This is a genomic window from Klebsiella sp. P1CD1 (assembly GCF_003790505.1).
Classification (GTDB): Bacteria; Pseudomonadota; Gammaproteobacteria; order Enterobacterales; family Enterobacteriaceae; genus Klebsiella; species Klebsiella variicola.
In genome coordinates, this window is the sequence record NZ_CP033631.1 from 2,628,368 (window position 1) to 2,648,411 (window position 20,044).

Here is a 20,044-nt window from a genome sequence, read left to right on the forward strand (position 1 = left end):
ATCGCCGCTATGCCAATAATTCATTGTCTATTTTGCTATTTGTATGACAAATATGACCGCCGACATGAATTTCCCACAGGATGGCTACGATGGCAAAAACAGGTGAGGTGGTGAGCCCGAAGATGATCCCGGTTGTACAGGGGATCGTTGACTGGATCGAAGCCCATATTTTAGACACCCTGCCGGTCAGCACGATTGCGAAAAAGTCCGGTTATTCGCACTGGTATTTCCAGCGGCAGTTCGCCATGGTGACCGGCTGCACGCTGGCGAACTACGTCAGTCGGCGAAAAATGACCATTGCGACAATCTATTTAACGCAGACGCAAGCGTCGATACAGAGTATTTCTCAGTGCCTGGGATACGACGGACAGGCCGCTTTCTGCCGGACCTTTCACCGTCACTTTGGTATGTCGCCCACCCGCTATCGTCGGGAAGCGCCGGGCAAGGAGATGAATATGCAGTATCCTTTGACGGTAGAAGGGAAAGACGCGCAGGTGAGGCGGTCTGCCGCCGTAGCGGCAGACCAGGATCAGCGAATGGTTTTCGGCGTCATGACGCGACGAGCGCCAACATAATGGCGAACCCAGTAATCCTCGCTCAGGGAGGTGATTTGTATATCACGACCTGTGCGTGGTGACTGAATAAATTTCCCGTTGCCGACGTAGACGCCAACGTGATCGGCAGTACCGCGTCCGCGGGTGCGGAAGAAGACCAAATCGCCGCTCTGCAGTTCATCACGATCCACCGGACGCGCATCGCGCAGGTGGTACATTTCATTAGCCGTACGCGGGATGTGAATTTTGACCAGGTCCTTATAGGCGTAATAAACCAGTCCGCTGCAGTCAAAGCCGGTACGTGGCGAGGTGCCGCCCCAGCGATAGGGTTTACCCAACTGGCCCATCAATTTGTTCATGGCGGTACTTTGCGCTTTCTGCACCCGGACTTTATGGGCGTCAGCGATCGTTAAATTCGCATCGCTGGCCTCAGGTTTACAGCGTTTTTTATAGCCCTTACGCACCACGCATTTGCTTTTGACGCTGTTCAGCGCCAGGGTCGGCTCGGCGCTGGCGGCGACCGTTTTCGCGCACTGCTTTTTATAACCTTTACGCAGCACGCATTTTTTCGTCGCGCCGGCGGCCTGACGATGAAGTGCGGTTTGGCTTGCTGCGGTAGTGCGGGAAGGGAGCCGGGTGCTCGAGGACTTTTTACTGGTGGTTTTAGCGGTGGTTTTACTTTTTTGACTGGTAGCTTTTTTCTTGCGCTCTGAGCCACTTTTCGCGGGCAACGCTTTTGGCGAAGCGGAGGCGTGCGTATGCCCTGACGCCTGAGCCAGTGGCGTGAATGAGATAGATGTGAACAGTAATGCACAGAGCGATATCGCGATTTTGTTTAGCCGCGCCACTGAGCAATCCCCTGATTAATTACAGACATGTACAAATGCCTGACGATGAATGACAAACCGGAATGATTCTAAAGCATAAAAACCCGGAAAGTTAATATTCTTTTGTATCAAAAATGTCGATTGGTTAACGATTGCAAGAAAACGCGTCAGACATTGACCGCCTCGCACAGAAAATGCGCAATGAGCGCCCGCCTGCGACGGCAAAATGATATTTTTAAGGCAACTTCGCGCAACAGAAGATAAAATATGAATAGTGAAAAAAATGTTATTATCCGTCCTGCCTACAGGACGCTACAATGACAAGTTACTGCCGTAGAAAGAAGTTTAAGGAAGCACGACAATGAGCTCGACTTTAGAAAAGATCCAACGCCAAATCGCTGAAAACCCGATCCTGTTGTACATGAAAGGGTCGCCGAAGCTGCCAAGCTGCGGTTTCTCTGCCCAGGCCGTTCAGGCGCTGTCCGCCTGTGGCGAACGTTTTGCTTACGTTGATATTCTGCAGAACCCGGATATCCGCGCCGAGCTGCCTAAATACGCCAACTGGCCGACTTTCCCGCAACTGTGGGTAGACGGTGAACTGGTGGGCGGCTGCGATATCGTCATCGAAATGTACCAGCGCGGTGAACTGCAGCAGCTGATCAAAGAGACGGCGGCGAAGTACCACACCGACGAGCCGAAAGCGGAGTAATTCCCGCCATCCGTAAAAAAGCGACTTCCTGGAAGTCGCTTTTTTTATCACTCCGGGGTGGCCACTGGCAGCGGCCAGCCACCCAGACGCTTCCAGCGGTTCACAATCTCACAAAACAGCTGCGCCGTCTGCTCGGTATCGTACAGGGCGGAGTGGGCCTGCGCGCCATCGAAGGCCATACCCGCGGCGATACAGGCTTTGGACAGCACCGTCTGGCCCAGCGCCAGCCCGCTCAGCGCGGCGGTGTCGAAGGTAACAAACGGATGGAACGGATTGCGTTTAAGCCCCGCGCGTTCGGCGGCGGTCATGGTGAAGCTGTGGTCAAAGGTCGCATTGTGCGCCACCATGATCGCCCGGCTGCAGTCGCTCTCTTTCATCCCTTTGCGTACCATTTTGAAGATGGCATGCAGGGCATCGTATTCGCTGACGGCGCCGCGCTCCGGGTCGTGCGGGTTAATTCCGTTAAAGGCCAGCGCTTCGGGCTGCAGATTGGCGCCCTCGAAAGGTTCAACATGGAAATGCAGCGTTTCATCGGGCATCAGCCAGCCTTGCTCATCCATCTTCAACGTAATGGCGGCGATCTCCAGCAGGGCGTCGGTTTTGGCATTAAATCCTGCGGTTTCAACATCAATCACCACCGGATAAAAACCGCGGAAACGGTCGCACAGACCATTCAGTTGAGCATTCTCGGACATCAGATTCTCTTAGCTGGAAAAAAGTAGCGCGCATTATGGCAAATTTTGCCGCGGCTTGCAGCAGGCAGGGGTGAAAACAACGGGCGCCGCAGCGCCCGGGCGAGCCATGGCATTAAAGAGGCCTGGCTCGGGAAGCGTTAGTTGCCCAGACCTTTGCCGGCATCTTTCTCTTCAATGAGCTCGATTTTGTAACCGTCCGGATCTTCCACGAAGGCGATGACGGTGGTGCCGCCTTTTACCGGGCCGGCTTCACGGGTGACGTTGCCCCCGTTCTGGCGGATCCGTTCGCAGGCTTCGGCGGCGTTGTCGACGCTCAGCGCGATATGGCCGTAGGCGGTGCCCAGCTCATAGCTGTCCACGCCCCAGTTGTAGGTCAGTTCGATCACCGCGGTTTCGCTCTCTTCGCCGTAGCCGACAAAGGCGAGGGAGTACTTGTACTCCGGGTTTTCGCTGGTGCGCAGCAGCTTCATGCCCAACACGTTGGTATAGAAGTCGATAGAACGTTGCAGGTCGCCAACGCGCAGCATGGTGTGGAGTAAGCGCATAATGTCCCCTATGCAGTTTATTTGATAGATCAGAACATTGAGTATAGCGGCGATACGTCGCCGCTATCAATGGAGGGATTACAGCGTAGGGTAGTCGGTGTAGCCTTCCGCGCCGCCGCCATAGAAAGTTTCCGGGCGCTGGGGGTTGAGCGCCGCTTTTTTCTGCAGACGGGCCACCAGATCCGGGTTGGCGATGTAATCGCGGCCAAAGGCCACAGCATCAATGAGCCCTTTATTGATAAGATCGTTAGCTTTTTCTACCGTGTAGGCGCCAGCGCCAATGATCACGCCCGGGAAGCGGTCGCGAACTTTCTGACGGAAGGCTTCGCTGTACGGCTTGCCGCCCGCCCAGTCCGGCTCGGACATGTGCAGATAGGCGATACCGCGTTTCGCCAGTTCGCTAATCAGATACAGCGCGTCTTCTTCTTCGTTCGGGCCATTATCCACATTCTGGAAGCTGCCAATCGGCGACACGCGGATGCCGATCCGGTCAGCGCTCCACTCTTTGCTCACTGCGTCGACCACTTCCAGTACCAGACGGGCACGGTTCTCCACGCTGCCGCCGTACTGATCGGTACGCTGGTTCGCCGACGGCGAGAGGAACTGGTGCAGCAGATAGCCGTGGGCCGAGTGCAACTCAACCAGATCGAAGCCAGCGTCACGGGCATTGCCGACCGCCTGACGGAAATCGTCAACGATCCCCGGGATCTCTTCGGTTTCCAGGGCACGCGGCATCGAGGTGTCGGCGCGAATAGCATGGCCGTTTTCATCGCGCAGAGAGGTGCGAGTACCGGCGCTCAGCGCGGAAGGCGCTACCGGCGCGCCGCCGCCAGGTTGCAGGCTGCTATGGGAAATACGCCCGGTGTGCCACAGCTGGACGGCGATACGGCCATTTTCCGCATGAACACCGGCGGTGATTTTCTGCCAGGCGGCAATCTGCTCCGGGCTGTGCAGGCCCGGCGCGCCGGCATAGCCTTTGGCCTGGGCAGAAATCTGCGTCGCTTCGGTGATGATCAGGCCGGAGCTGGCGCGCTGGCGGTAGTATTCGCCCATCAGCGGGGTAGGGATATCGCCCGGCTCGATGCTGCGCAGACGCGTCAACGGCGCCATAAATACGCGATTAGGGACGGTGACCGCACCGACTTTCAACGGGCTGAATAATTTTGCTTCCGACATAGTGACTCCTGAGTAGACCGGTCGTCTAGTAACTGATGAAATAAAAACGCCTGTTATACCGCAGGCGCCGCAATAATCTGTTTGGCGTGGGCAAGGGCGCTTTCCAGCGGACTTGCGCTACGCGTAATTTTGGCCTGCAGGTTGGCCCCGAGCCACAGGGAATACAGCACCTGCGACAGGGTCATGGCCTCGCCGTCAAACGCCAGACTGCCTTCCTGACGTCCTTTCTCCAGCGCGTCGCCCAGCAGGGCGATAATCTGACTGGCACCATGGTCCATGGCGGTACGCATATCATCCGACAGGTCGCAAACCTCTGCCGACAACTTGACGGTAAGACAGCCGCTAATAATCCCCTGCTGGCAGAACTGATTCAGCGTGTGCTGATAATAAGCCAGCAGGCGGTCACGATAGTTGCCGTCGCCATGATCGAAGTGGTCGACCAGGCGCTGCAGATATCCGGTGTAGTGATGTTCGAGCAGCGCGACGCCGAAGGCTTCTTTAGAGCGGAAGTAATGGTAGAAAGAGCCCTTAGGCACTTCCGCCGTCTTCAGAAGTTCGCTCAAGCCCATTCCGGTAAAACCGCGATGCATGCAGAGCTGCTCGCCGGTGACCAGGATATGTTCTCGGGTATCGCATTCGCTGTGTCTGTTCATGGAGCACACTGTAGTAGACCGATTGGTCTAATGCAAGCGTCGGCGGAAAAATGTTAGCTGGCGCAGCACGTAGTGAACAAAATTTGCGTCGGCGCGGGGAAACGTCTTCAATGAAAGGAGACGAGGGGACAGGAGACGTGTGGTGGCAGAGCAGTTAGAGTTTTTTCCGGTGCAGAGCCCGTGCCGGGGAATATGTCAGACCGACGAGCGCGGCTACTGTCGCGGCTGTTTCCGCAGCCGTGAGGAACGTTTTAACTGGCAAACGATGAGCGATGCGCAGAAACAGGAGGTGTTGCGTCTCTGCCGCCAACGGCTGCTGCGCAAAATACGCGCGAACAAGCCGGAACCGGCGGAAGAACCGCAGCAACCCTCACTGTTTTAAACCAAAAAGTACGTATACTCAGTACACTTTTTTATTGAGGAAGCGGTTATGGTTCAGCGTATTGCTATGGCTCCCCAGGGGCCGGAATTTTCGCGTTTTGTGATGGGCTACTGGCGTCTGATGGACTGGAAAATGTCGCCAGGCGAGCTGGTCAGCTTTATTGAACAGCATCTCGATTTAGGCGTAACCACTGTCGATCACGCCGATATCTATGGCGATTATCAGTGTGAGGCTGCCTTTGGCGAAGCGCTGAAGCTGGCGCCGCATCTGCGTAATCGCATGGAAATTGTCAGCAAATGCGGCATCGCCACCCGGGCGCGGGCTGAAAACACCATCGGCCACTATATCACCGACCGCGACCACATCGTGCTGAGCACTGAGCAATCGCTGCGTAATCTGGCGACGGACCATCTCGATCTGCTGCTGATCCATCGGCCGGATCCGCTAATGAATGCCGATGAAGTGGCTGAGGCGTTCCTCGCGCTGCATCACAGCGGAAAAGTGCGCCACTTTGGCGTATCTAACTTTACCCCAGCCCAGTTCACTCTTCTGCAGTCGCGCCTGCCGTTTACCCTGGCCACCAATCAGGTCGAAATCTCGCCGGTGCATCAGCCGCTGTTGCTCGACGGCACGCTCGATCAGCTGCAGCAGCTGCGTATTCGTCCGATGGCGTGGTCCTGCCTTGGCGGCGGACGCCTGTTCAATGAAGAGGGCTTCCAGCCGCTGCGCGATGAGCTGGCGCAGGTAGCGCATGAGCTCAATGCCGACAGCATCGAGCAGGTGGTCTACGCCTGGATATTGCGTCTGCCCTCGCAGCCGCTGCCGATTATCGGCTCGGGCAAAATCGAACGCGTGCGTTCCGCGATCGTGGCCGAAAAACTTAGCATGACCCGTCAGCAGTGGTTCCGTATCCGCAAAGCCGCGCTCGGTTACGACGTACCGTAACGGGCATTTCGCCTCCGGAAAGGCGTTCCTGGTTTACACTTAACAGGGAGACAGCCATCCGGAGGTGTTATGCAACGATGTATTCTCGCGATCTTATCCCTCGCATTTTGCGCTGGCGCACAGGCCGTCAGTGAAGATGTTCAACTTAATCTCGTGACCCCCCAGGGCGTCGGGCAGTCCATCGGCAGTGTAAAAATCACCGAAACCGACCGCGGCCTCGAGTTCGCCCCCGAACTGCGGGCATTGCCGCCGGGCAAGCACGGCTTTCATATTCATGCCGAAGGCAGCTGCCAGCCGGCGATGAGAGAGGGCAAAGCGGTGGCCGCCGGGGCGGCGGGCGGACATTATGACCCGCAACATACCGGGAAACACGAAGGGCCGCTGGGCACCGGGCATCTTGGCGATTTGCCTCTGCTGGTGGTCAACGACGCGGGCGTGGCCGACCAGCCAATTATTGCCCCACGTCTGAAAACGCTGGATGAGGTGAAGGGGAAAGCGCTGATGGTCCACGTGGGCGGCGATAATATGGCCGACAACCCGCAGCCGCTGGGCGGCGGCGGCGAGCGGTTTGCCTGCGGGGTGATTAAGTAGTCTTTTCGCCAATCGTGCCGGCGATCGGGGCCTGTTCCAGCTGTGACAGGGCGCAATACAGTCGCCAGATTGCGGCGGCCAGCTCCTGGGCCGCTGGCTGATGATGGTGGTTCAGGACGTCGCAGATCCGCAGCAGCTCCTGCAGGGTGGAGGCCAGCGGGCGCTGCTGCACGCCGCGCTCGCTCATCACATCGCGCAGCAAATTGATGCACAGGTCGCGCACCTGGGCGAGGGGATCGGAGCGGGTTTCCCATTCCCGAAGCTGCCAGACGACGTGCGAGCAGTTGAGCAACACCACCCCCCAACGTAGTAGCCAGCGCCGTGCCAGGGCATCTTTACTCTGACTGAGCTGGCTGACATGGTGGTACACCAGCGATTCAAATTCATGTTCGCTGTGCTGGGGATGACGGCTGAGCTGATCGACAAAGTGACGCCGTAACGCTCTGATATGACGCCGTCCTTTACGGGCATCCGATCCCGGACTGAGCACCGCAAAAGCCAGCCAGGCAAAGCCCACGCCGACAATCTTGCTTAAGTTATCATTGAAAAAAGCCGCATAGTCGTACACCGGCGGATTGGTGACGGAGATAAACGAGCCCATAAACACGATAAGCTGTCCCCACAGGCCGGCATATTTGGGCCACTGTAGCTTGAGCAACTGCATGGTGGTCAGCAGCGGGAACAGAAATAGCAGAAACTGCCACAGGTCGGTTATCTGCATCATCAGGCCGAACTTCACCACAAAACTGAACAGCGACAGCAGCACCAGGGTCTGCATTAGCAGCGTCAGCGATCGAAACGGCGAAGCCGAGACCGAATAGAGCACGCAGCAGATGGAGGCCAGGGTCAGGGCAGCCGCGCAGCTGGTCCACTGGGTGCTGATCCCCCATGCGCCAATCGCCACCAGCGCGCAAAAAGTACGGATGCCATTGAGCAAGGCCTCTGCCTGGTCGGTGTGGCGGGCCAGGGCTGGCGCCGAAGGTACGTTGAACTCGGCGATCGCCGACGCATTCTCTACCCGGCGGATCCAGCGACTGCTTTCCAGATAAATGCGACAGAAATAGCGCAGTCGCGCCCAAAAGGCGATATGACGGTAATCGGCATCCGGCGGCGGCGCCAGAGGCGCCAGAATGCGGGCGACATGATAGCTGTCAGCATGGGGAGCAGCGAGTTCAGCAAGCAGCGACTCCAGCACCTGACGAGTGTTCGCCGGCGCGTCCGGCCAGTTCAGCAACATACGTCGCAGACTGGAAATGACGCTGGTCATTCGGAGCTGCTGATGCAGCAGGTAGTTCAGCAGGGGATTCTGCCGACGGAAGCGGTAGTGACTCCAGAAGGCCTGGATGCGCAGCAGGTTCATGGTGAGGATCTGACCAATCACGCTTTCGTGAGCGGTGCGGATGGCATCCGTCGTCTCCGGCACCCACAGCAGGCTGGCGTGCTCCAGCAGCCGGGCGTGCATGGTTTTCAGGGCCGTCAGCAGGTTGCTGCCGTCGGAGGTGCTGGGCAGGATCATCATCATGAGTCCGCCGCAGAGGATCCCAACGATGACTTCGCAGACGCGCGACTGAGCGATCACCCAAAGTTCGTAGCTGTCGCTGATGTTAATCACCGGAAACGCGATGATGGCGCAGGTATAGCCGGCAAGCTGAAAGGCGTAGGCCACGTTGTTGGTGAACAGCGCGCAGGCCCAGGTGCACAGCGCCAGCCAGCCGGAAATACTGAACAGAAACAGCCAGGGATCGTTCAGCGTATGGCCCGCCAGCAGCAGGGCGGCGCAGGCGCCGAGCAGGCTGCCGGCGATGCGGCCAAAGCTTTTACTGATCACGCCGCCGACGGTGGGAAAGCTGACCACTGCCGCGGAGGTCATCGCCCAGTACGGCTCATCGAGATCCAGCGCGTAGGCGATGCTTAACGCGAGACACATAGCGATGCCGTTACGCAACGCGTATCGCCACTGTGGACGGGTGGCTTTAACCCAGGGCAGTGTGCGCCACGACAGGGCCTGCAGATTCATTACTGCCCGCCGATCGAGACAGTGCAGGTGGTGCCGGAGACCAGAGTGACGTCCGCCGGTAGCTCATTAAAGGCAATCCGCACCGGAACGCGCTGCGCGAGGCGTACCCAGGGGATATTCGGTTTGATGTTGGCCACCAGCCCGGTTCCCTGTTCCACGCTCTGATCGACAATTGCCCGGCCGATGCTGGCGACATGCCCGTGCAGCGTCTGCTGATTACTGTAGAGAATAATCTGCGCCGGATCGCCGATGCGGATATGACGCAGTTTGGTCTCTTCAAAGTAGCCCAGCACGTAAAACGAGTGGCTGTCTACCAGAGCAAAGACCGGGTGGCCGGTAGTGGCGTAATCGCCGACGCGGGTGGAGAGGTTGGTCACCCAGCCGTCCACTGGCGCTTTGACCGTTGTTTGGCTTAGCTGCCATTGCGCATGTTTCAGCATCGCTTCGCTGACGCCCAGTCCCGCTCTGGCGGCCGCCAGGTTGGTGGTGGCCGTATTCAGCGCGGTGTTGACATTCTCAAGATCTTCAGCCGAGATCGCATTCTGCGACAGGTTGCGACGACGACGTGCCTCGCTGGCGGCCTTCGTTTGCTCAGCCTGCGCTTTCGCTACCTCGGCTTGCGCTTTCGCCTGCTGCGCCTGGGCGTTCAGCACGGCGATACGGTAGGGGGTGTCGTCGATAGTGAACAGAACATCCCCGGCGTTGACCCGTTGGTTGTCCGTCACGTTCAACTGCAGAATGCTACCGGAGACCTGAGGGGTGATCCCGACCTGCTCTGCACGCACTTTGCCGTCGCGGGTCCAGGGGGACTGGGTGTAGAAATTCCATAACAGCCATGCGGCGATCAGGGCGATGGCCGCAACCAACAGCGTTGACAGATATTTTAGTTTTTTCATAGCAAGGAGATCACCAGGCAATCAGTAACACCAGGGCCAGACAGACCGAGAGCGCGAACAGGGAGAGATCCATCAGCAGGGGATGCCAGATGTCGCCGGCATACATCCAGTCACGCAGCTGACGATGTAAAAACAACCAGATAAAAAAACCTAATAAGACGGCTTTGAACAGCGGAGGGAAATAGACGGACGCGCCGAACACCAGGTCCTGCAGCGGCAATCCGGATGTGTTAAGACTCAGTTTCACAAGCAAAAATCCTTTGCCATTACAGGGGTAACCTCAGAGCGTGCTACGCTATAACAGTGTAAATCATTGTTTTGGTTTTTGTTGAATCAAGTAATTCATTTGTTTTGATAATTCAAATGCTGCACACTATTCTAAAATCAGTATAATAACTTAGCAAGCTAATTATAAGGAGATGAAATTGGAATCGCCACTTGGTTCTGATCTGGCACGTTTAGTCCGCGTTTGGCGCGCGCTAATCGACCATCGCCTGAAACCTCTGGAGTTAACGCAGACTCACTGGGTCACGCTGCATAACATCCACCAGCTGCCGCCTGAGCAGTCGCAGATCCAGCTGGCGAAAGCCATCGGCATTGAACAGCCGTCGCTGGTGCGCACGCTCGATCAGCTGGAGGAGAAAGGGCTTATTTCTCGCCAGACCTGTTCAAGCGACCGGCGGGCCAAACGCATCAAGCTCACTGAAAAAGCTGAACCGTTGATCAATGAGATGGAAGAGGTGATAGGCAAGACCCGCGATGAAATCCTGTCGGGGGTCTCAAAGCAGGAAGTGGAAACGTTGCTCCACTTAATTCGTAAACTTGAACAAAATATCCTCGATCTCCAGGCAAAAGATTAATTTTTTAGCGGCCCGGGTTGCCCCGGGCCGTTTTTTTTAGTCGCCAGGGTGACGCCAGACCACCACCCGATTACGCCCGCTGTTTTTCGCTTCATACATGGCCGCATCTGCGCGCTCGACGCACGTTTCTGCGCTCACGCTTCTATCGCGCGTCGTATACAACCCCATACTGATGGTCATTCGCTCCGGCAGAGGGTGTTGCTCAGCGTTGACGGCCAGGCGGATACGCTCGGCGATCGCCAGGGCGTCTTTCTCGGCGGTGTTGACCAGCAGCAGGGCAAACTCCTCACCGCCAATGCGGGCAGCTGCGTCATCCGCGCGCGAATGGTTCTCCAGTACCGAGGCGGCAAACTGGATCACCTTGTCGCCGGCGACGTGGCCATAGTTATCATTGATGCGTTTGAAATGATCGAGGTCACTGATAATCACTGACAGCGGATGCTGGGGGTTTACCTTCGCCAGCTGCTGGTTCAGGGTGTCGTAGAAGAAGCTGCGGTTATAAAGCCGGGTCAACGGGTCGCGAATCGAGTTCTGGTACGAGTTGACATACTTATGGTTAGACTCACGGTAGAGCATAAAGACGTCGACCAGCAGCACCAGAATCAGGAACAGGGTACAAAGCGTTTCGAAAAAACGCGCCTGGTACCAGGTCTGATCGAGGTCCCCGGCGGTGGAGACTAGCTGGAAGAGGGTGTAAAGATATGCGCTGCAAAAAAAAGCGCCGCTAAACCAGAAAATATTGCGTAATTTACTCAGGCTAATTAATAAAATAAGCGTGATAAACCAGATAGCCATCAGCAGCCAGCCGATAATACTTTGCCACAGTGGCGTGAAGGTATGGCTAAGATCGTCGATAAAATTGACGCTCAGCCACGGCGAGTGGCTGGAGTACACCCACGATAAAAAAATAATTGTTAATGTAAAAACGATACATGCCGCGAATGTAATTATGTGTGCTTTCAGCGAGTGCATGATGCGCTGGCGGAAGTAATACAAAACAATAGATGACATGAATAATACAGCCATCATTATATTGCGAAAGAAATAATAGATAACGGCGTCATTTTGATTAATGACCGGGGTCGTGCTGCAGGTAAGCCAGTCCGGATAGCTGCTGAGGGTTCCCAGCATCAGCAGCGCTGAACAGGCAAAGCCGAAAGCAACAGGTGTAAGGTACAGGCGGCGCTTGTTGCTCCAGTATTTCATGCCCATAAAACAGGCAATAGTAATATGAAAGACCATCAGAAAGCTGGTCAGTAGAGGAAATAATATTGATGAGGTAGTGCTGAAACTGGTATGAAAAAAAGCGGTCACTCCGGCAATGCCGAACCCGGCCAGTAAGCAAATAAAAACATATATAATAAAACGTTTAGCAACATGATTGACATGTTTGAGCATAGGCAAGATCCCAGAGAGAAAACCAACAGCGACGTTCAGTCGACAAAGTATTATGACAATCTGAGAGTAGTGGGGGCGGTGAGATAAGATATTGCGCAGGCGCAATGATTGATGAACTACTTGAATATAATATATCTGATTGCTAATACGAATCTATTACGGTGGAATAACCGCGGCTGAAAAATACGATGCGGCGCAACGGGCCGCATCGCAAGGGGGGTTATCGAGGAGAAACGGTGACCTGGCTGCCGCTGCCGGCAATGGCGACGCGCTGACCCACAGAGAACGGCGTGCTGCCCTGTTTCTGCACCACCAGAATGGTGTTGCCATCATCCTTACGGATTTCCAGTTCTACGCCCTGGGTTTTGTTCATTGCACCCTGAACGCCCTGGCCTGCGACGCCGCCCGCGACTGCGCCAGCCGCGGTGGCAAGAGAGCGTCCGGTACCGCCGCCGATGGTGTTGCCGAGGAACCCGCCGAGCACTGCACCGCCAATGGCGCCGATGGCATTGCTGTCGTCGCCGCTCTGGATCTGCACGGCGCGCGTATGCACAATCGTACCGTAAGTTACGCTCTGCACCTGTTTGGCTTCAGATGCGGAATAAACGTCGCCGGACAGGCCGCTGCTGCTCACGCAGCCTGCGAGCGTAAAACCAATCATCGATACAGCCAAAACACGTAAAATCATTTATGAATCTCCTGTTCACCGAAGGTGTTCAATTGAACGTCCATACGGTTAATTATATGGCATTTAGTCGCCGGCGGGCATAGCTTCCGCCCTGACTATACAAAAAATAATAATTAATGATGCTTCAACCTAAACTAAACGCCGGTTCTTTACGGTGTTCTCTGAAATGTCGCTCTATTGTTAAAAAGTATTATAACAACATAGCATTAGCGGGCGCTTTATGGTGGAGTGAGGCGTATACGAGGGTCATGGAATGAAGGAAAAACGTATGAGATCGGGTCGCTTTATTGGCGTTATGTCCGGTACCAGCCTTGATGGTATCGATGTCGTATTGGCCGCCATCAACGAAAACATCGTGGCGCAGCAGGCCAGTCTCACCTGGCCCATACCACACCCAATAAAAGAAGAGATCCTCGCGATTTGCCAGGGCCAGTCGTTGACCCTCTCACAACTGGGGCGTCTGGACACTCGTCTGGGGCGGCTGTTTGCCGATGCCGTACTGGCGCTGATGCGCCAGGAAAATCTCAAGCCCACCGACGTTATCGCTATCGGCTGCCATGGACAGACCGTATGGCATGAACCGCAAGGCGATGCGCCGCACACGCTGCAAATCGGCGACAACAACCAGATCGCCGCGCATACCGGAGTCACGGTGGTGGGGGATTTTCGCCGACGTGATATGGCGCTTGGCGGGCAGGGGGCGCCGTTGGTCCCGGCATTTCATCATGCGCTGCTGGCGCATCCCATTGAACGGCGGATGGTGCTGAATATCGGTGGCATCGCCAACGTGTCGCTGCTGGTGCCGGGGCAGCCGGTGCGCGGCTATGATACCGGGCCGGGAAATATGTTGCTGGACGCCTGGATCTGGCGTCAGCAGGGTAAACCGTATGATAAGGATGCCCAGTGGGCCAGCGAAGGTAAAGTGCTGCTGCCGCTGCTGCAGGACATGCTGAGCGATCCGTGGTTTGCTTTACCGGCGCCGAAAAGCACCGGTCGTGAATATTTCAATTACGGTTGGCTGGAAAAACATCTGGCCCGTTATTCGGGACTGCGTGGGCAGGATGTGCAGGCCACGCTGGCGGAATTAACCGCTGTGACCATCAGTGAGCAGGTATTGTTAAGCGGCGGCTGCGAGCGTTTGTTAGTGTGCGGCGGCGGCGCGCGTAACCCCTTGTTAATGGCGCGCCTGGCGGCACTGCTGCCGGGAACCGAAGTCTCCACCACCGATGAGGCGGGGATCAGCGGCGATGATATGGAGGCGCTGGCCTTTGCCTGGCTGGCCTGGCGCACGCTGGCCGGGCTGCCGGGTAATCTTCCCTCAGTGACCGGCGCCAGCGAAGCCACGGTGCTGGGCGCCATTTTCCCGGCTAACCCGCCGCAGAATCGGAGTTAACTGAAATCTTAAACACGGCGCGACCGGTAAACTGGACAAGTTAAGCGGAGGGCGGAGTGCCCTCCGTGACCGGGAAAGTCGAAGGCAAACGAATGAAAAAAATTCTTATCGCAGTTATACCTTTTATGCTGGCGGGCTGTAGCTACTACAACCAGTTTGTCGAGCGGATGCAGACGGACACGCTGGAGTATCAATGCGACCAGAAACCGTTAACGGTCCATCGCAATAATACCCGCCAACAGGTGAGTTTTATCTATGATAATCAGCAACTGAACCTGGCTGAGGGGCTGTCGGCTTCGGGGGCGCGCTACACCGACGGCGTCTACGTCTTCTGGTCGAAGGGCGATACCGCTACCGTCTATAAACGCGATCGCATCATCCTCGATAACTGTCAGCTGCAGACGGCCAAACGTTGAGATTTCTGTCGGGGGGGCGCACAATAACGCCACCTTATGACTACATCCTCAATGGCCATGTCTGATAACGACGAACTCCAGCAAATCGCGCACTTGCGCCGTGAATATACCCGTGGCGGTTTGCGTCGCCACGATCTTCCTGCTGAACCCCTGCCGCTGTTTGAACGCTGGCTGCGTCAGGCCTGTGACGCGAAACTCGCAGACCCGACCGCGATGGTGGTTGCTACCGTTGATGAGCGCGGCCAACCCTACCAGCGTATTGTGCTGCTGAAGCATTACGATGAAAAAGGGCTGGTGTTTTATACCAACCTTGGCAGCCGCAAAGCCCATCAGATTGAAAAAAATCCCCAGGTGAGCCTGCTGTTTCCGTGGCATATGCTGGAGCGCCAGGTGATGGTGATCGGCAAAGCGGAGCGCTTGTCGACGCTGGAAGTGGTCAAATATTTCCACAGCCGCCCGCGCGATAGCCAAATCGGCGCCTGGGTCTCCCAGCAGTCCAGTCGCATTTCCGCCCGCGGGATCCTGGAGAGCAAATTCCTCGAGCTGAAGCAGAAATTCCAGCAGGGGGAAGTGCCGCTGCCGAGTTTCTGGGGCGGATTCCGCGTCAGCGTCGAGCAGATGGAGTTCTGGCAGGGGGGCGAACATCGGCTGCATGACCGCTTTTTATACCAGCGTGATAATGGCGCCTGGAAAATAGACCGCCTGGCACCGTAAACGCCGAAATTAGTTATCGAAGCGCTGGCGCTGAAAGGGCCGGCGCTTTATTCTATGTACTTTTCGCATCTGGCGAAAAGTCGTGTACCGGCAGAGGTGCAGTCGTTTATACATGGAGAATTTGATGGCAAGCAGTAACTTGATTAAACAATTGCAAGAGCGGGGGCTGGTAGCCCAGGTGACGGACGAGGAAGCGTTAGCAGAGCGACTGGCGCAAGGCCCGATCGCGCTCTATTGCGGCTTCGATCCTACCGCTGACAGCTTGCATTTGGGGCATCTTGTTCCATTGTTATGCCTGAAACGCTTCCAGCAGGCAGGTCATAAACCTGTAGCGCTGGTGGGCGGCGCAACCGGTCTGATTGGCGACCCAAGCTTTAAAGCCGCTGAGCGTAAGCTAAATACCGAGGATACCGTGCAGGAGTGGGTGGATAAAATCCGCAAACAGGTGGCCCCGTTCCTTGATTTTGACTGCGGCGACAATTCGGCGATTGCGGCGAACAACTATGACTGGTTTGGCAGCATGAACGTGCTGACCTTCCTGCGCGATATCGGCAAACACTTCTCTGTTAACCAGATGATTAACAAAGAAGCGGTGAAGCAGCGTCTGAATCGTGACGATCAGGGTATCTCCTTTACCGAGTTCTCCTACAACCTGCTGCAAGGGTACGACTTTGCCTGCCTGAACAAGCTGCACGGCGTAGCGCTGCAGATCGGCGGCTCCGACCAGTGGGGCAACATCACCTCCGGTATCGATCTGACCCGTCGCCTGCACCAGAACCAGGTGTTTGGCCTGACGGTTCCGCTGATCACCAAAGCAGACGGCACCAAATTCGGTAAAACCGAAGGCGGCGCCGTGTGGCTGGATCCGAAGAAAACCAGTCCGTACAAATTCTACCAGTTCTGGATCAACACCGCGGATGCTGATGTCTATCGCTTCCTCAAGTTCTTCACCTTTATGGACATGGCGGAGATCAATGCTCTGGAAGAAGAAGACAAAAACAGCGGTAAAGCGCCGCGCGCCCAGTACGTGCTGGCAGAGCAGGTGACGCGCCTGGTCCACGGCGAAGAAGGCCTGGAAGCGGCGAAGCGCATTACCGAAAGCCTGTTCAACGGTAATCTGAGCGACCTGAGCGAAGCAGATTTCGAACAGCTGGCGCAGGATGGCGTGCCGATGATCGAAATGGAAAAAGGCGCCGATCTCCTGCAGGCGCTGGTGGATTCCGAGCTGCAGCCGTCCCGCGGTCAGGCGCGTAAAACCGTTGCCTCGAACGCGGTGGCCATCAACGGTGAAAAACAGGCCGACCCGGAATATGTATTCAGCGACAGCGACCGTCTGTTCGGCCGCTACACCTTACTGCGTCGCGGTAAAAAGAATTACTGCCTGGTCTGCTGGAAATAAAAAATAAAACCAGGGCGTGGGAAACCACGCCCTTTTTCTTTTTAGGGTTGTGGTAAGAAAATGAAGAACATCCTCGCCATTCAGTCTCACGTTGTGTTTGGCCACGCCGGCAACAGTGCCGCCGAGTTTCCGATGCGCCGTCTGGGCGCCAATGTCTGGCCCCTGAATACCGTTCAGTTCTCCAACCATACGCAATACGGTAAATGGACCGGTTGCGTGATGCCGCCTTCACACCTGACGGAGATCGTCCAGGGCATTGCCGACATCGACAAGCTGCAGACCTGCGATGCGGTTCTGAGCGGCTACCTCGGTTCCGCTGAACAGGGCGAGCATATCCTCGGTATCGTGCGTCAGGTGAAAGCGGCCAATCCGGCGGCGAAGTACTTTTGTGACCCGGTGATGGGCCATCCGGAGAAAGGGTGCATCGTCGCGCCCGGCGTGGCGGAATTCCACGTGCGTTATGCGCTGCCGGCCAGCGATATTATTGCGCCGAATCTGGTTGAGCTGGAGATCCTGTGCGGTCATCCGGTCGCCAGCGTCAGCGAAGCGGTAGCTGCTGCGCGGGAGCTGATTGCCCAGGGACCGGAGGTGGTGTTGGTTAAACATCTTTCCCGCGCCGGTCTGAGCATGGATCGTTTTGAGATGCTGCTGGTGACGGCCGAAGAAGCCTGGCATATCAGTCGGCCGCTGGTGGATTTTGGCCTGCGTCAGCCGGTTGGCGTCGGCGATGTGACCAGTGGACTGCTGCTGGTGAAACTGCTGCAGGGTGCCAGCCTGCGCGATGCGCTTGAGCACGTTACCGCCGCGGTGTACGAGATCATGCTCACCACCAAAAACATGCAAGAGTATGAACTGCAGGTGGTGGCGGCGCAGGATCGCATTGCCGTACCGGAGCACTGCTTCAGCGCCACCCGGCTGTAACTCCCCGGGCCTGCCCGACGGTCCGCCGGGCAGGTTCAGGCCTTATTTTAAGCCTTCAGCCGCCAGTGCGGCCGCCACCGCCGGACGCGCTGCCACCTGCGCCATCCAGCTGCCGATATGACCATAGGCAGCCATATCCAGTTTTATGCCATAGCCCCAGCGCAGCACGGTGAACAGATAGCCATCGGCGATAGTAAAGCGATGGCCGGTCAGCCACTGTTTATCTTCCAGCGACGCATCAACATACTGCAGTTTCTTCTCGAGCAACGCCCGCGCGACAGGCTTATAGTCTTCCGGGGTATCCGGGCGGAACAGCGGGGTAAAGCCTTTATGCAGCTCGGTGGCCACGTAATTCAGCCACTCCAGGGTCTGGTAGCGGGCAATGGAGCCCACTGGCGCCAGCAGATGGCGGTCCGGCACCTGATCGGCGATGTACTGCATAATAGCCACGCCCTCAGTGAGCAGGATATCATCATCCAGCAGCAACGCCGGCACCTGACCTTTCGGGTTGATCAGCAGATAATCATCCCCGTTTTCCAGCCGTTTTTTGGCCAGGTCCACGCTCTGCAACGTGAAATCCAGGCCGCTTTCGCGCAGGGCGATATGCGAGGCCAGGGAACAGGCGCCGGGTTTGTAGAACAGTTTCATGCGTAACTCCTCGTGGCTGCAGTTTTCTGTATGTTAGTCCCGCCAGGGGTAAAAAAAAAGCCGCTAACCTAACGTTAGCGGCTTAAAAATAATTGGTTTTCCCTGCGGCGTCAGGCTGCCGCGGTTTCGCGTGCTTTCAGGTCCGCGCTGTCGTCCTGAGTCATACGGTTCAGCTTCGGCGCCGTGAGCAGCATCAGGGCGGCGATAACCGCGGTGACGATACCAATCTGCAGGAACACGTGGCCGTACACTTCCAGCGACACCAGCGGATCGGTGACGTTTTCCGGCACCGCCATCAGGTTGGCGATTTTCCCGGCGATGATCGCCGCGCCGGCGGTAGTGAGGAACCAGCTGCCCATAATGAAGCCCATCAGACGCTGCGGAACCAGCTGAGCGACCATCGCCAGGCCGAGGCCGGAAATCATCAGCTCACCAATAGACTGCAGCGCGTAGCTCAGAATGAGCCAGTTAACCGAGACGATGCCGGCGTCGCTGGCGAACTTCGCCCCTAAAGGCAGGACGAGGAACGCGCCGGAGCACAGTACCATGCCGATAGCGAACTTGTGCGGCATCGGCAGGCGGTCGCCCATCTTGTTATAAATGGCTGCCAGAATAGGGCTACCAATCATGATCCAGAACGGGTTCAGCGCCTGATACTGTTCCGGCTCGAAGGCGAGACCGAGGATCGAGTGCTCAACGTTACGAATCGCGAAGAAGTTCAGAGAGGTTGGCATCTGGCTGTACAGCACGAAGAAGACAATCGCTTCTACCATCAGCAGGAAGGCGACGATCATTTTACGACGCGCGGCACCTTTCAGACCGATGGTTTCTTTGGCGAAAATCACGACGATACCCAGTGCGACGACGCCCAGCACCATACGTGCGATGCCCTGATTGTGCAGCAGCCAGGTGGCAATGGCGACCAGCACCACCACGCCAGCGATGGTCGCCAGCAGTTTGCCCATGTGTACCGGGGCAAAGTCCGGTTTCGAACCGTACTGTTTTACCCATTTCTGGCAGAAGGCAAAGTTAATAATCGTGATCACCATCCCCACCACGCTGAGGGCAAACGCCACGCTCCAGCCGAAGCGAGCGGCCAGCCATGGGGTTGCCAGCATCGAGAAGAACGAACCGATGTTGATGGACATGTAGTACATGGTGAATGCACCGTCCAGACGGGGATCGTTTTTGTCATAGCAGGTAGAAAGCAGGGAGGACGGGTTGGCTTTGAACAGGCCGTTACCGACGGCGATGGTCGCCATACCCATATAGACGATGGCAGCATCATGGCCGGACCAGGCCACCAGCGCATAGCCGATGGCCAGCACGATAGCGCCCAGCATGATGACACGTTTGGTGCCCAGCACTTTATCGCCCAGCCAGCCGCCAATAGCAACCAGACCATAGACCAGCGCGCTAAAGGAGGAGAACAGAGTAATGGAATCCGCTTCCGACATACCCAGCTGTTTTACCAGGTAAACGGCCATGATCCCTTGCAGGCCGTAATAACCAAAACGCTCCCATAACTCGATCGAGAAAATGAGATAGAACGCGCGTGGTTGTTTGAAAGCGTTCAGACTCACGCTTTCTGCTGGTTTATTGTTTGCAGTAGACACA

Annotated in this window: 23 protein-coding genes; 11 read left to right on the forward strand and 12 right to left on the reverse strand. The window is 56.5% G+C overall.

Features of this window, described 5'->3' with window-relative positions:
• Positions 1-89: 89 nt before the first annotated feature.
• Positions 90-575, forward strand: coding sequence for a helix-turn-helix domain-containing protein (locus tag DTA24_RS13120; protein WP_008804621.1), 486 nt, complete (start codon positions 90-92; stop codon positions 573-575).
• Here DTA24_RS13120 and DTA24_RS13125 read toward each other — a convergent pair.
• Positions 530-1,402: a C40 family peptidase gene (locus DTA24_RS13125; RefSeq protein WP_012968037.1), complete on the reverse strand. Its 873-nt coding sequence runs from the start codon at positions 1,400-1,402 to the stop codon at positions 530-532. The genes DTA24_RS13120 and DTA24_RS13125 overlap by 46 nt on opposite strands.
• A gap of 340 nt (positions 1,403-1,742) precedes the next feature.
• On the opposite strand from DTA24_RS13125, the gene DTA24_RS13130 reads away from it, so the two are divergent.
• Positions 1,743-2,090 (forward strand): Grx4 family monothiol glutaredoxin, encoded by a 348-nt coding sequence (locus DTA24_RS13130; protein WP_002907768.1) that lies wholly within the window; start codon positions 1,743-1,745, stop codon positions 2,088-2,090.
• Between the two features lie 47 nt (positions 2,091-2,137).
• Here DTA24_RS13130 and rnt read toward each other — a convergent pair whose 3' ends face one another.
• The 4 genes from rnt to DTA24_RS13150 all read right to left on the reverse strand — a co-directional run bounded on the left by rnt (position 2,138) and on the right by DTA24_RS13150 (position 5,159).
• Positions 2,138-2,785, reverse strand: a complete 648-nt coding sequence (gene rnt, locus DTA24_RS13135; protein ID WP_008804623.1) for a ribonuclease T — start codon at positions 2,783-2,785, stop codon at positions 2,138-2,140.
• 137 nt (positions 2,786-2,922) lie between these two features.
• Entirely contained in the window at positions 2,923-3,330 is a 408-nt protein-coding gene (gloA, locus tag DTA24_RS13140) for a lactoylglutathione lyase (protein ID WP_002907764.1), read from the reverse strand.
• Between the two features lie 78 nt (positions 3,331-3,408).
• Positions 3,409-4,506, reverse strand: a complete 1,098-nt coding sequence (locus DTA24_RS13145; RefSeq protein WP_012968038.1) for an alkene reductase — start codon at positions 4,504-4,506, stop codon at positions 3,409-3,411.
• Between the two features lie 53 nt (positions 4,507-4,559).
• Complete coding sequence (locus DTA24_RS13150; protein ID WP_123836873.1) at positions 4,560-5,159, reverse strand: TetR/AcrR family transcriptional regulator; 600 nt, start codon at positions 5,157-5,159, stop codon at positions 4,560-4,562.
• A 139-nt stretch (positions 5,160-5,298) separates the two neighbouring features.
• On the opposite strand from DTA24_RS13150, the gene DTA24_RS13155 reads away from it, so the two are divergent.
• The 3 genes from DTA24_RS13155 to sodC all read left to right on the forward strand — a co-directional run bounded on the left by DTA24_RS13155 (position 5,299) and on the right by sodC (position 7,077).
• Complete coding sequence (locus DTA24_RS13155) at positions 5,299-5,541, forward strand: DUF1289 domain-containing protein (RefSeq protein ID WP_008804626.1); 243 nt, start codon at positions 5,299-5,301, stop codon at positions 5,539-5,541.
• A gap of 48 nt (positions 5,542-5,589) precedes the next feature.
• Positions 5,590-6,486: an aldo/keto reductase gene (locus tag DTA24_RS13160; RefSeq protein ID WP_123836874.1), complete on the forward strand. Its 897-nt coding sequence runs from the start codon at positions 5,590-5,592 to the stop codon at positions 6,484-6,486.
• 69 nt (positions 6,487-6,555) lie between these two features.
• Positions 6,556-7,077 (forward strand): superoxide dismutase [Cu-Zn] SodC, encoded by a 522-nt coding sequence (sodC, locus tag DTA24_RS13165; RefSeq protein ID WP_123836875.1) that lies wholly within the window; start codon positions 6,556-6,558, stop codon positions 7,075-7,077.
• Here the strand turns inward: sodC and DTA24_RS13170 are convergent.
• The 3 genes from DTA24_RS13170 to DTA24_RS13180 are packed head-to-tail and all read right to left on the reverse strand — an operon-like array spanning position 7,070 to position 10,237.
• Positions 7,070-9,094 (reverse strand): FUSC family protein, encoded by a 2,025-nt coding sequence (locus tag DTA24_RS13170; RefSeq protein WP_123836876.1) that lies wholly within the window; start codon positions 9,092-9,094, stop codon positions 7,070-7,072. The genes sodC and DTA24_RS13170 overlap by 8 nt on opposite strands.
• Positions 9,094-9,990, reverse strand: a complete 897-nt coding sequence (locus tag DTA24_RS13175; RefSeq protein ID WP_012968041.1) for an HlyD family secretion protein — start codon at positions 9,988-9,990, stop codon at positions 9,094-9,096. The genes DTA24_RS13170 and DTA24_RS13175 overlap by 1 nt, the downstream gene beginning before the upstream one ends.
• Before the next feature lie 10 nt (positions 9,991-10,000).
• Entirely contained in the window at positions 10,001-10,237 is a 237-nt protein-coding gene (locus DTA24_RS13180; RefSeq protein ID WP_004143834.1) for a DUF1656 domain-containing protein, read from the reverse strand.
• 172 nt (positions 10,238-10,409) lie between these two features.
• Here DTA24_RS13180 and slyA point away from each other — a divergent pair, with 172 nt between their 5' ends.
• A complete protein-coding gene (gene slyA / locus DTA24_RS13185) occupies positions 10,410-10,850 on the forward strand; it encodes a transcriptional regulator SlyA (RefSeq protein WP_008804631.1) in 441 nt (146 codons plus the stop codon).
• A 36-nt stretch (positions 10,851-10,886) separates the two neighbouring features.
• On the opposite strand, the gene DTA24_RS13190 is transcribed toward slyA, so the two are convergent.
• Together DTA24_RS13190 and slyB are read right to left on the reverse strand one after the other, a co-directional pair.
• Positions 10,887-12,248 carry a GGDEF domain-containing protein gene (locus tag DTA24_RS13190; RefSeq protein ID WP_023297739.1) on the reverse strand — a complete coding sequence of 454 codons (1,362 nt, stop codon included), beginning with the start codon at positions 12,246-12,248 and terminating at the stop codon, positions 10,887-10,889.
• Between the two features lie 220 nt (positions 12,249-12,468).
• Entirely contained in the window at positions 12,469-12,936 is a 468-nt protein-coding gene (gene slyB, locus DTA24_RS13195; RefSeq protein WP_008804633.1) for an outer membrane lipoprotein SlyB, read from the reverse strand.
• A 268-nt stretch (positions 12,937-13,204) separates the two neighbouring features.
• On the opposite strand from slyB, the gene anmK reads away from it, so the two are divergent.
• The 5 genes from anmK (at position 13,205) to pdxY (ending at position 17,779) form a co-directional block, all read left to right on the forward strand.
• Complete coding sequence (gene anmK, locus DTA24_RS13200; protein ID WP_008804634.1) at positions 13,205-14,329, forward strand: anhydro-N-acetylmuramic acid kinase; 1,125 nt, start codon at positions 13,205-13,207, stop codon at positions 14,327-14,329.
• Positions 14,330-14,421: 92 nt separating this feature from the next.
• Positions 14,422-14,745 (forward strand): C-type lysozyme inhibitor, encoded by a 324-nt coding sequence (gene mliC, locus DTA24_RS13205; RefSeq protein WP_032737110.1) that lies wholly within the window; start codon positions 14,422-14,424, stop codon positions 14,743-14,745.
• Between the two features lie 57 nt (positions 14,746-14,802).
• Positions 14,803-15,459 carry a pyridoxamine 5'-phosphate oxidase gene (gene pdxH, locus DTA24_RS13210; protein WP_032731006.1) on the forward strand — a complete coding sequence of 219 codons (657 nt, stop codon included), beginning with the start codon at positions 14,803-14,805 and terminating at the stop codon, positions 15,457-15,459.
• A 124-nt stretch (positions 15,460-15,583) separates the two neighbouring features.
• Entirely contained in the window at positions 15,584-16,858 is a 1,275-nt protein-coding gene (gene tyrS / locus DTA24_RS13215; RefSeq protein ID WP_123836877.1) for a tyrosine--tRNA ligase, read from the forward strand.
• A gap of 60 nt (positions 16,859-16,918) precedes the next feature.
• Entirely contained in the window at positions 16,919-17,779 is an 861-nt protein-coding gene (pdxY, locus tag DTA24_RS13220) for a pyridoxal kinase PdxY (protein ID WP_008804638.1), read from the forward strand.
• A 42-nt stretch (positions 17,780-17,821) separates the two neighbouring features.
• Here the strand turns inward: pdxY and gstA are convergent, their stop codons facing one another.
• Both gstA and dtpA read right to left on the reverse strand, forming a co-directional pair.
• Positions 17,822-18,427 carry a glutathione transferase GstA gene (gene gstA / locus DTA24_RS13225; RefSeq protein WP_012968047.1) on the reverse strand — a complete coding sequence of 202 codons (606 nt, stop codon included), beginning with the start codon at positions 18,425-18,427 and terminating at the stop codon, positions 17,822-17,824.
• A gap of 110 nt (positions 18,428-18,537) precedes the next feature.
• Positions 18,538-20,043 (reverse strand): dipeptide/tripeptide permease DtpA, encoded by a 1,506-nt coding sequence (gene dtpA, locus DTA24_RS13230; RefSeq protein WP_012968048.1) that lies wholly within the window; start codon positions 20,041-20,043, stop codon positions 18,538-18,540.
• Between the last annotated feature and the right edge of the window lies 1 nt (position 20,044).

Coding starts and splice junctions, on each gene's coding strand:
- DTA24_RS13120 (WP_008804621.1), top strand. CDS start 90: ATGGCAAAAACAGGTGAGGTGGTGAGCCCGAAGATGATCCCGGTTGTA.
- DTA24_RS13130 (WP_002907768.1), top strand. CDS start 1,743: ATGAGCTCGACTTTAGAAAAGATCCAACGCCAAATCGCTGAAAACCCG.
- rnt (WP_008804623.1), bottom strand. CDS start 2,785: ATGTCCGAGAATGCTCAACTGAATGGTCTGTGCGACCGTTTCCGCGGT.
- gloA (WP_002907764.1), bottom strand. CDS start 3,330: ATGCGCTTACTCCACACCATGCTGCGCGTTGGCGACCTGCAACGTTCT.
- DTA24_RS13145 (WP_012968038.1), bottom strand. CDS start 4,506: ATGTCGGAAGCAAAATTATTCAGCCCGTTGAAAGTCGGTGCGGTCACC.
- DTA24_RS13150 (WP_123836873.1), bottom strand. CDS start 5,159: ATGAACAGACACAGCGAATGCGATACCCGAGAACATATCCTGGTCACC.
- DTA24_RS13160 (WP_123836874.1), top strand. CDS start 5,590: ATGGTTCAGCGTATTGCTATGGCTCCCCAGGGGCCGGAATTTTCGCGT.
- sodC (WP_123836875.1), top strand. CDS start 6,556: ATGCAACGATGTATTCTCGCGATCTTATCCCTCGCATTTTGCGCTGGC.
- DTA24_RS13170 (WP_123836876.1), bottom strand. CDS start 9,094: ATGAATCTGCAGGCCCTGTCGTGGCGCACACTGCCCTGGGTTAAAGCC.
- DTA24_RS13175 (WP_012968041.1), bottom strand. CDS start 9,990: ATGAAAAAACTAAAATATCTGTCAACGCTGTTGGTTGCGGCCATCGCC.
- slyA (WP_008804631.1), top strand. CDS start 10,410: ATGAAATTGGAATCGCCACTTGGTTCTGATCTGGCACGTTTAGTCCGC.
- DTA24_RS13190 (WP_023297739.1), bottom strand. CDS start 12,248: ATGCTCAAACATGTCAATCATGTTGCTAAACGTTTTATTATATATGTT.
- slyB (WP_008804633.1), bottom strand. CDS start 12,936: ATGATTTTACGTGTTTTGGCTGTATCGATGATTGGTTTTACGCTCGCA.
- anmK (WP_008804634.1), top strand. CDS start 13,205: ATGAGATCGGGTCGCTTTATTGGCGTTATGTCCGGTACCAGCCTTGAT.
- mliC (WP_032737110.1), top strand. CDS start 14,422: ATGAAAAAAATTCTTATCGCAGTTATACCTTTTATGCTGGCGGGCTGT.
- pdxH (WP_032731006.1), top strand. CDS start 14,803: ATGTCTGATAACGACGAACTCCAGCAAATCGCGCACTTGCGCCGTGAA.
- tyrS (WP_123836877.1), top strand. CDS start 15,584: ATGGCAAGCAGTAACTTGATTAAACAATTGCAAGAGCGGGGGCTGGTA.
- pdxY (WP_008804638.1), top strand. CDS start 16,919: ATGAAGAACATCCTCGCCATTCAGTCTCACGTTGTGTTTGGCCACGCC.
- gstA (WP_012968047.1), bottom strand. CDS start 18,427: ATGAAACTGTTCTACAAACCCGGCGCCTGTTCCCTGGCCTCGCATATC.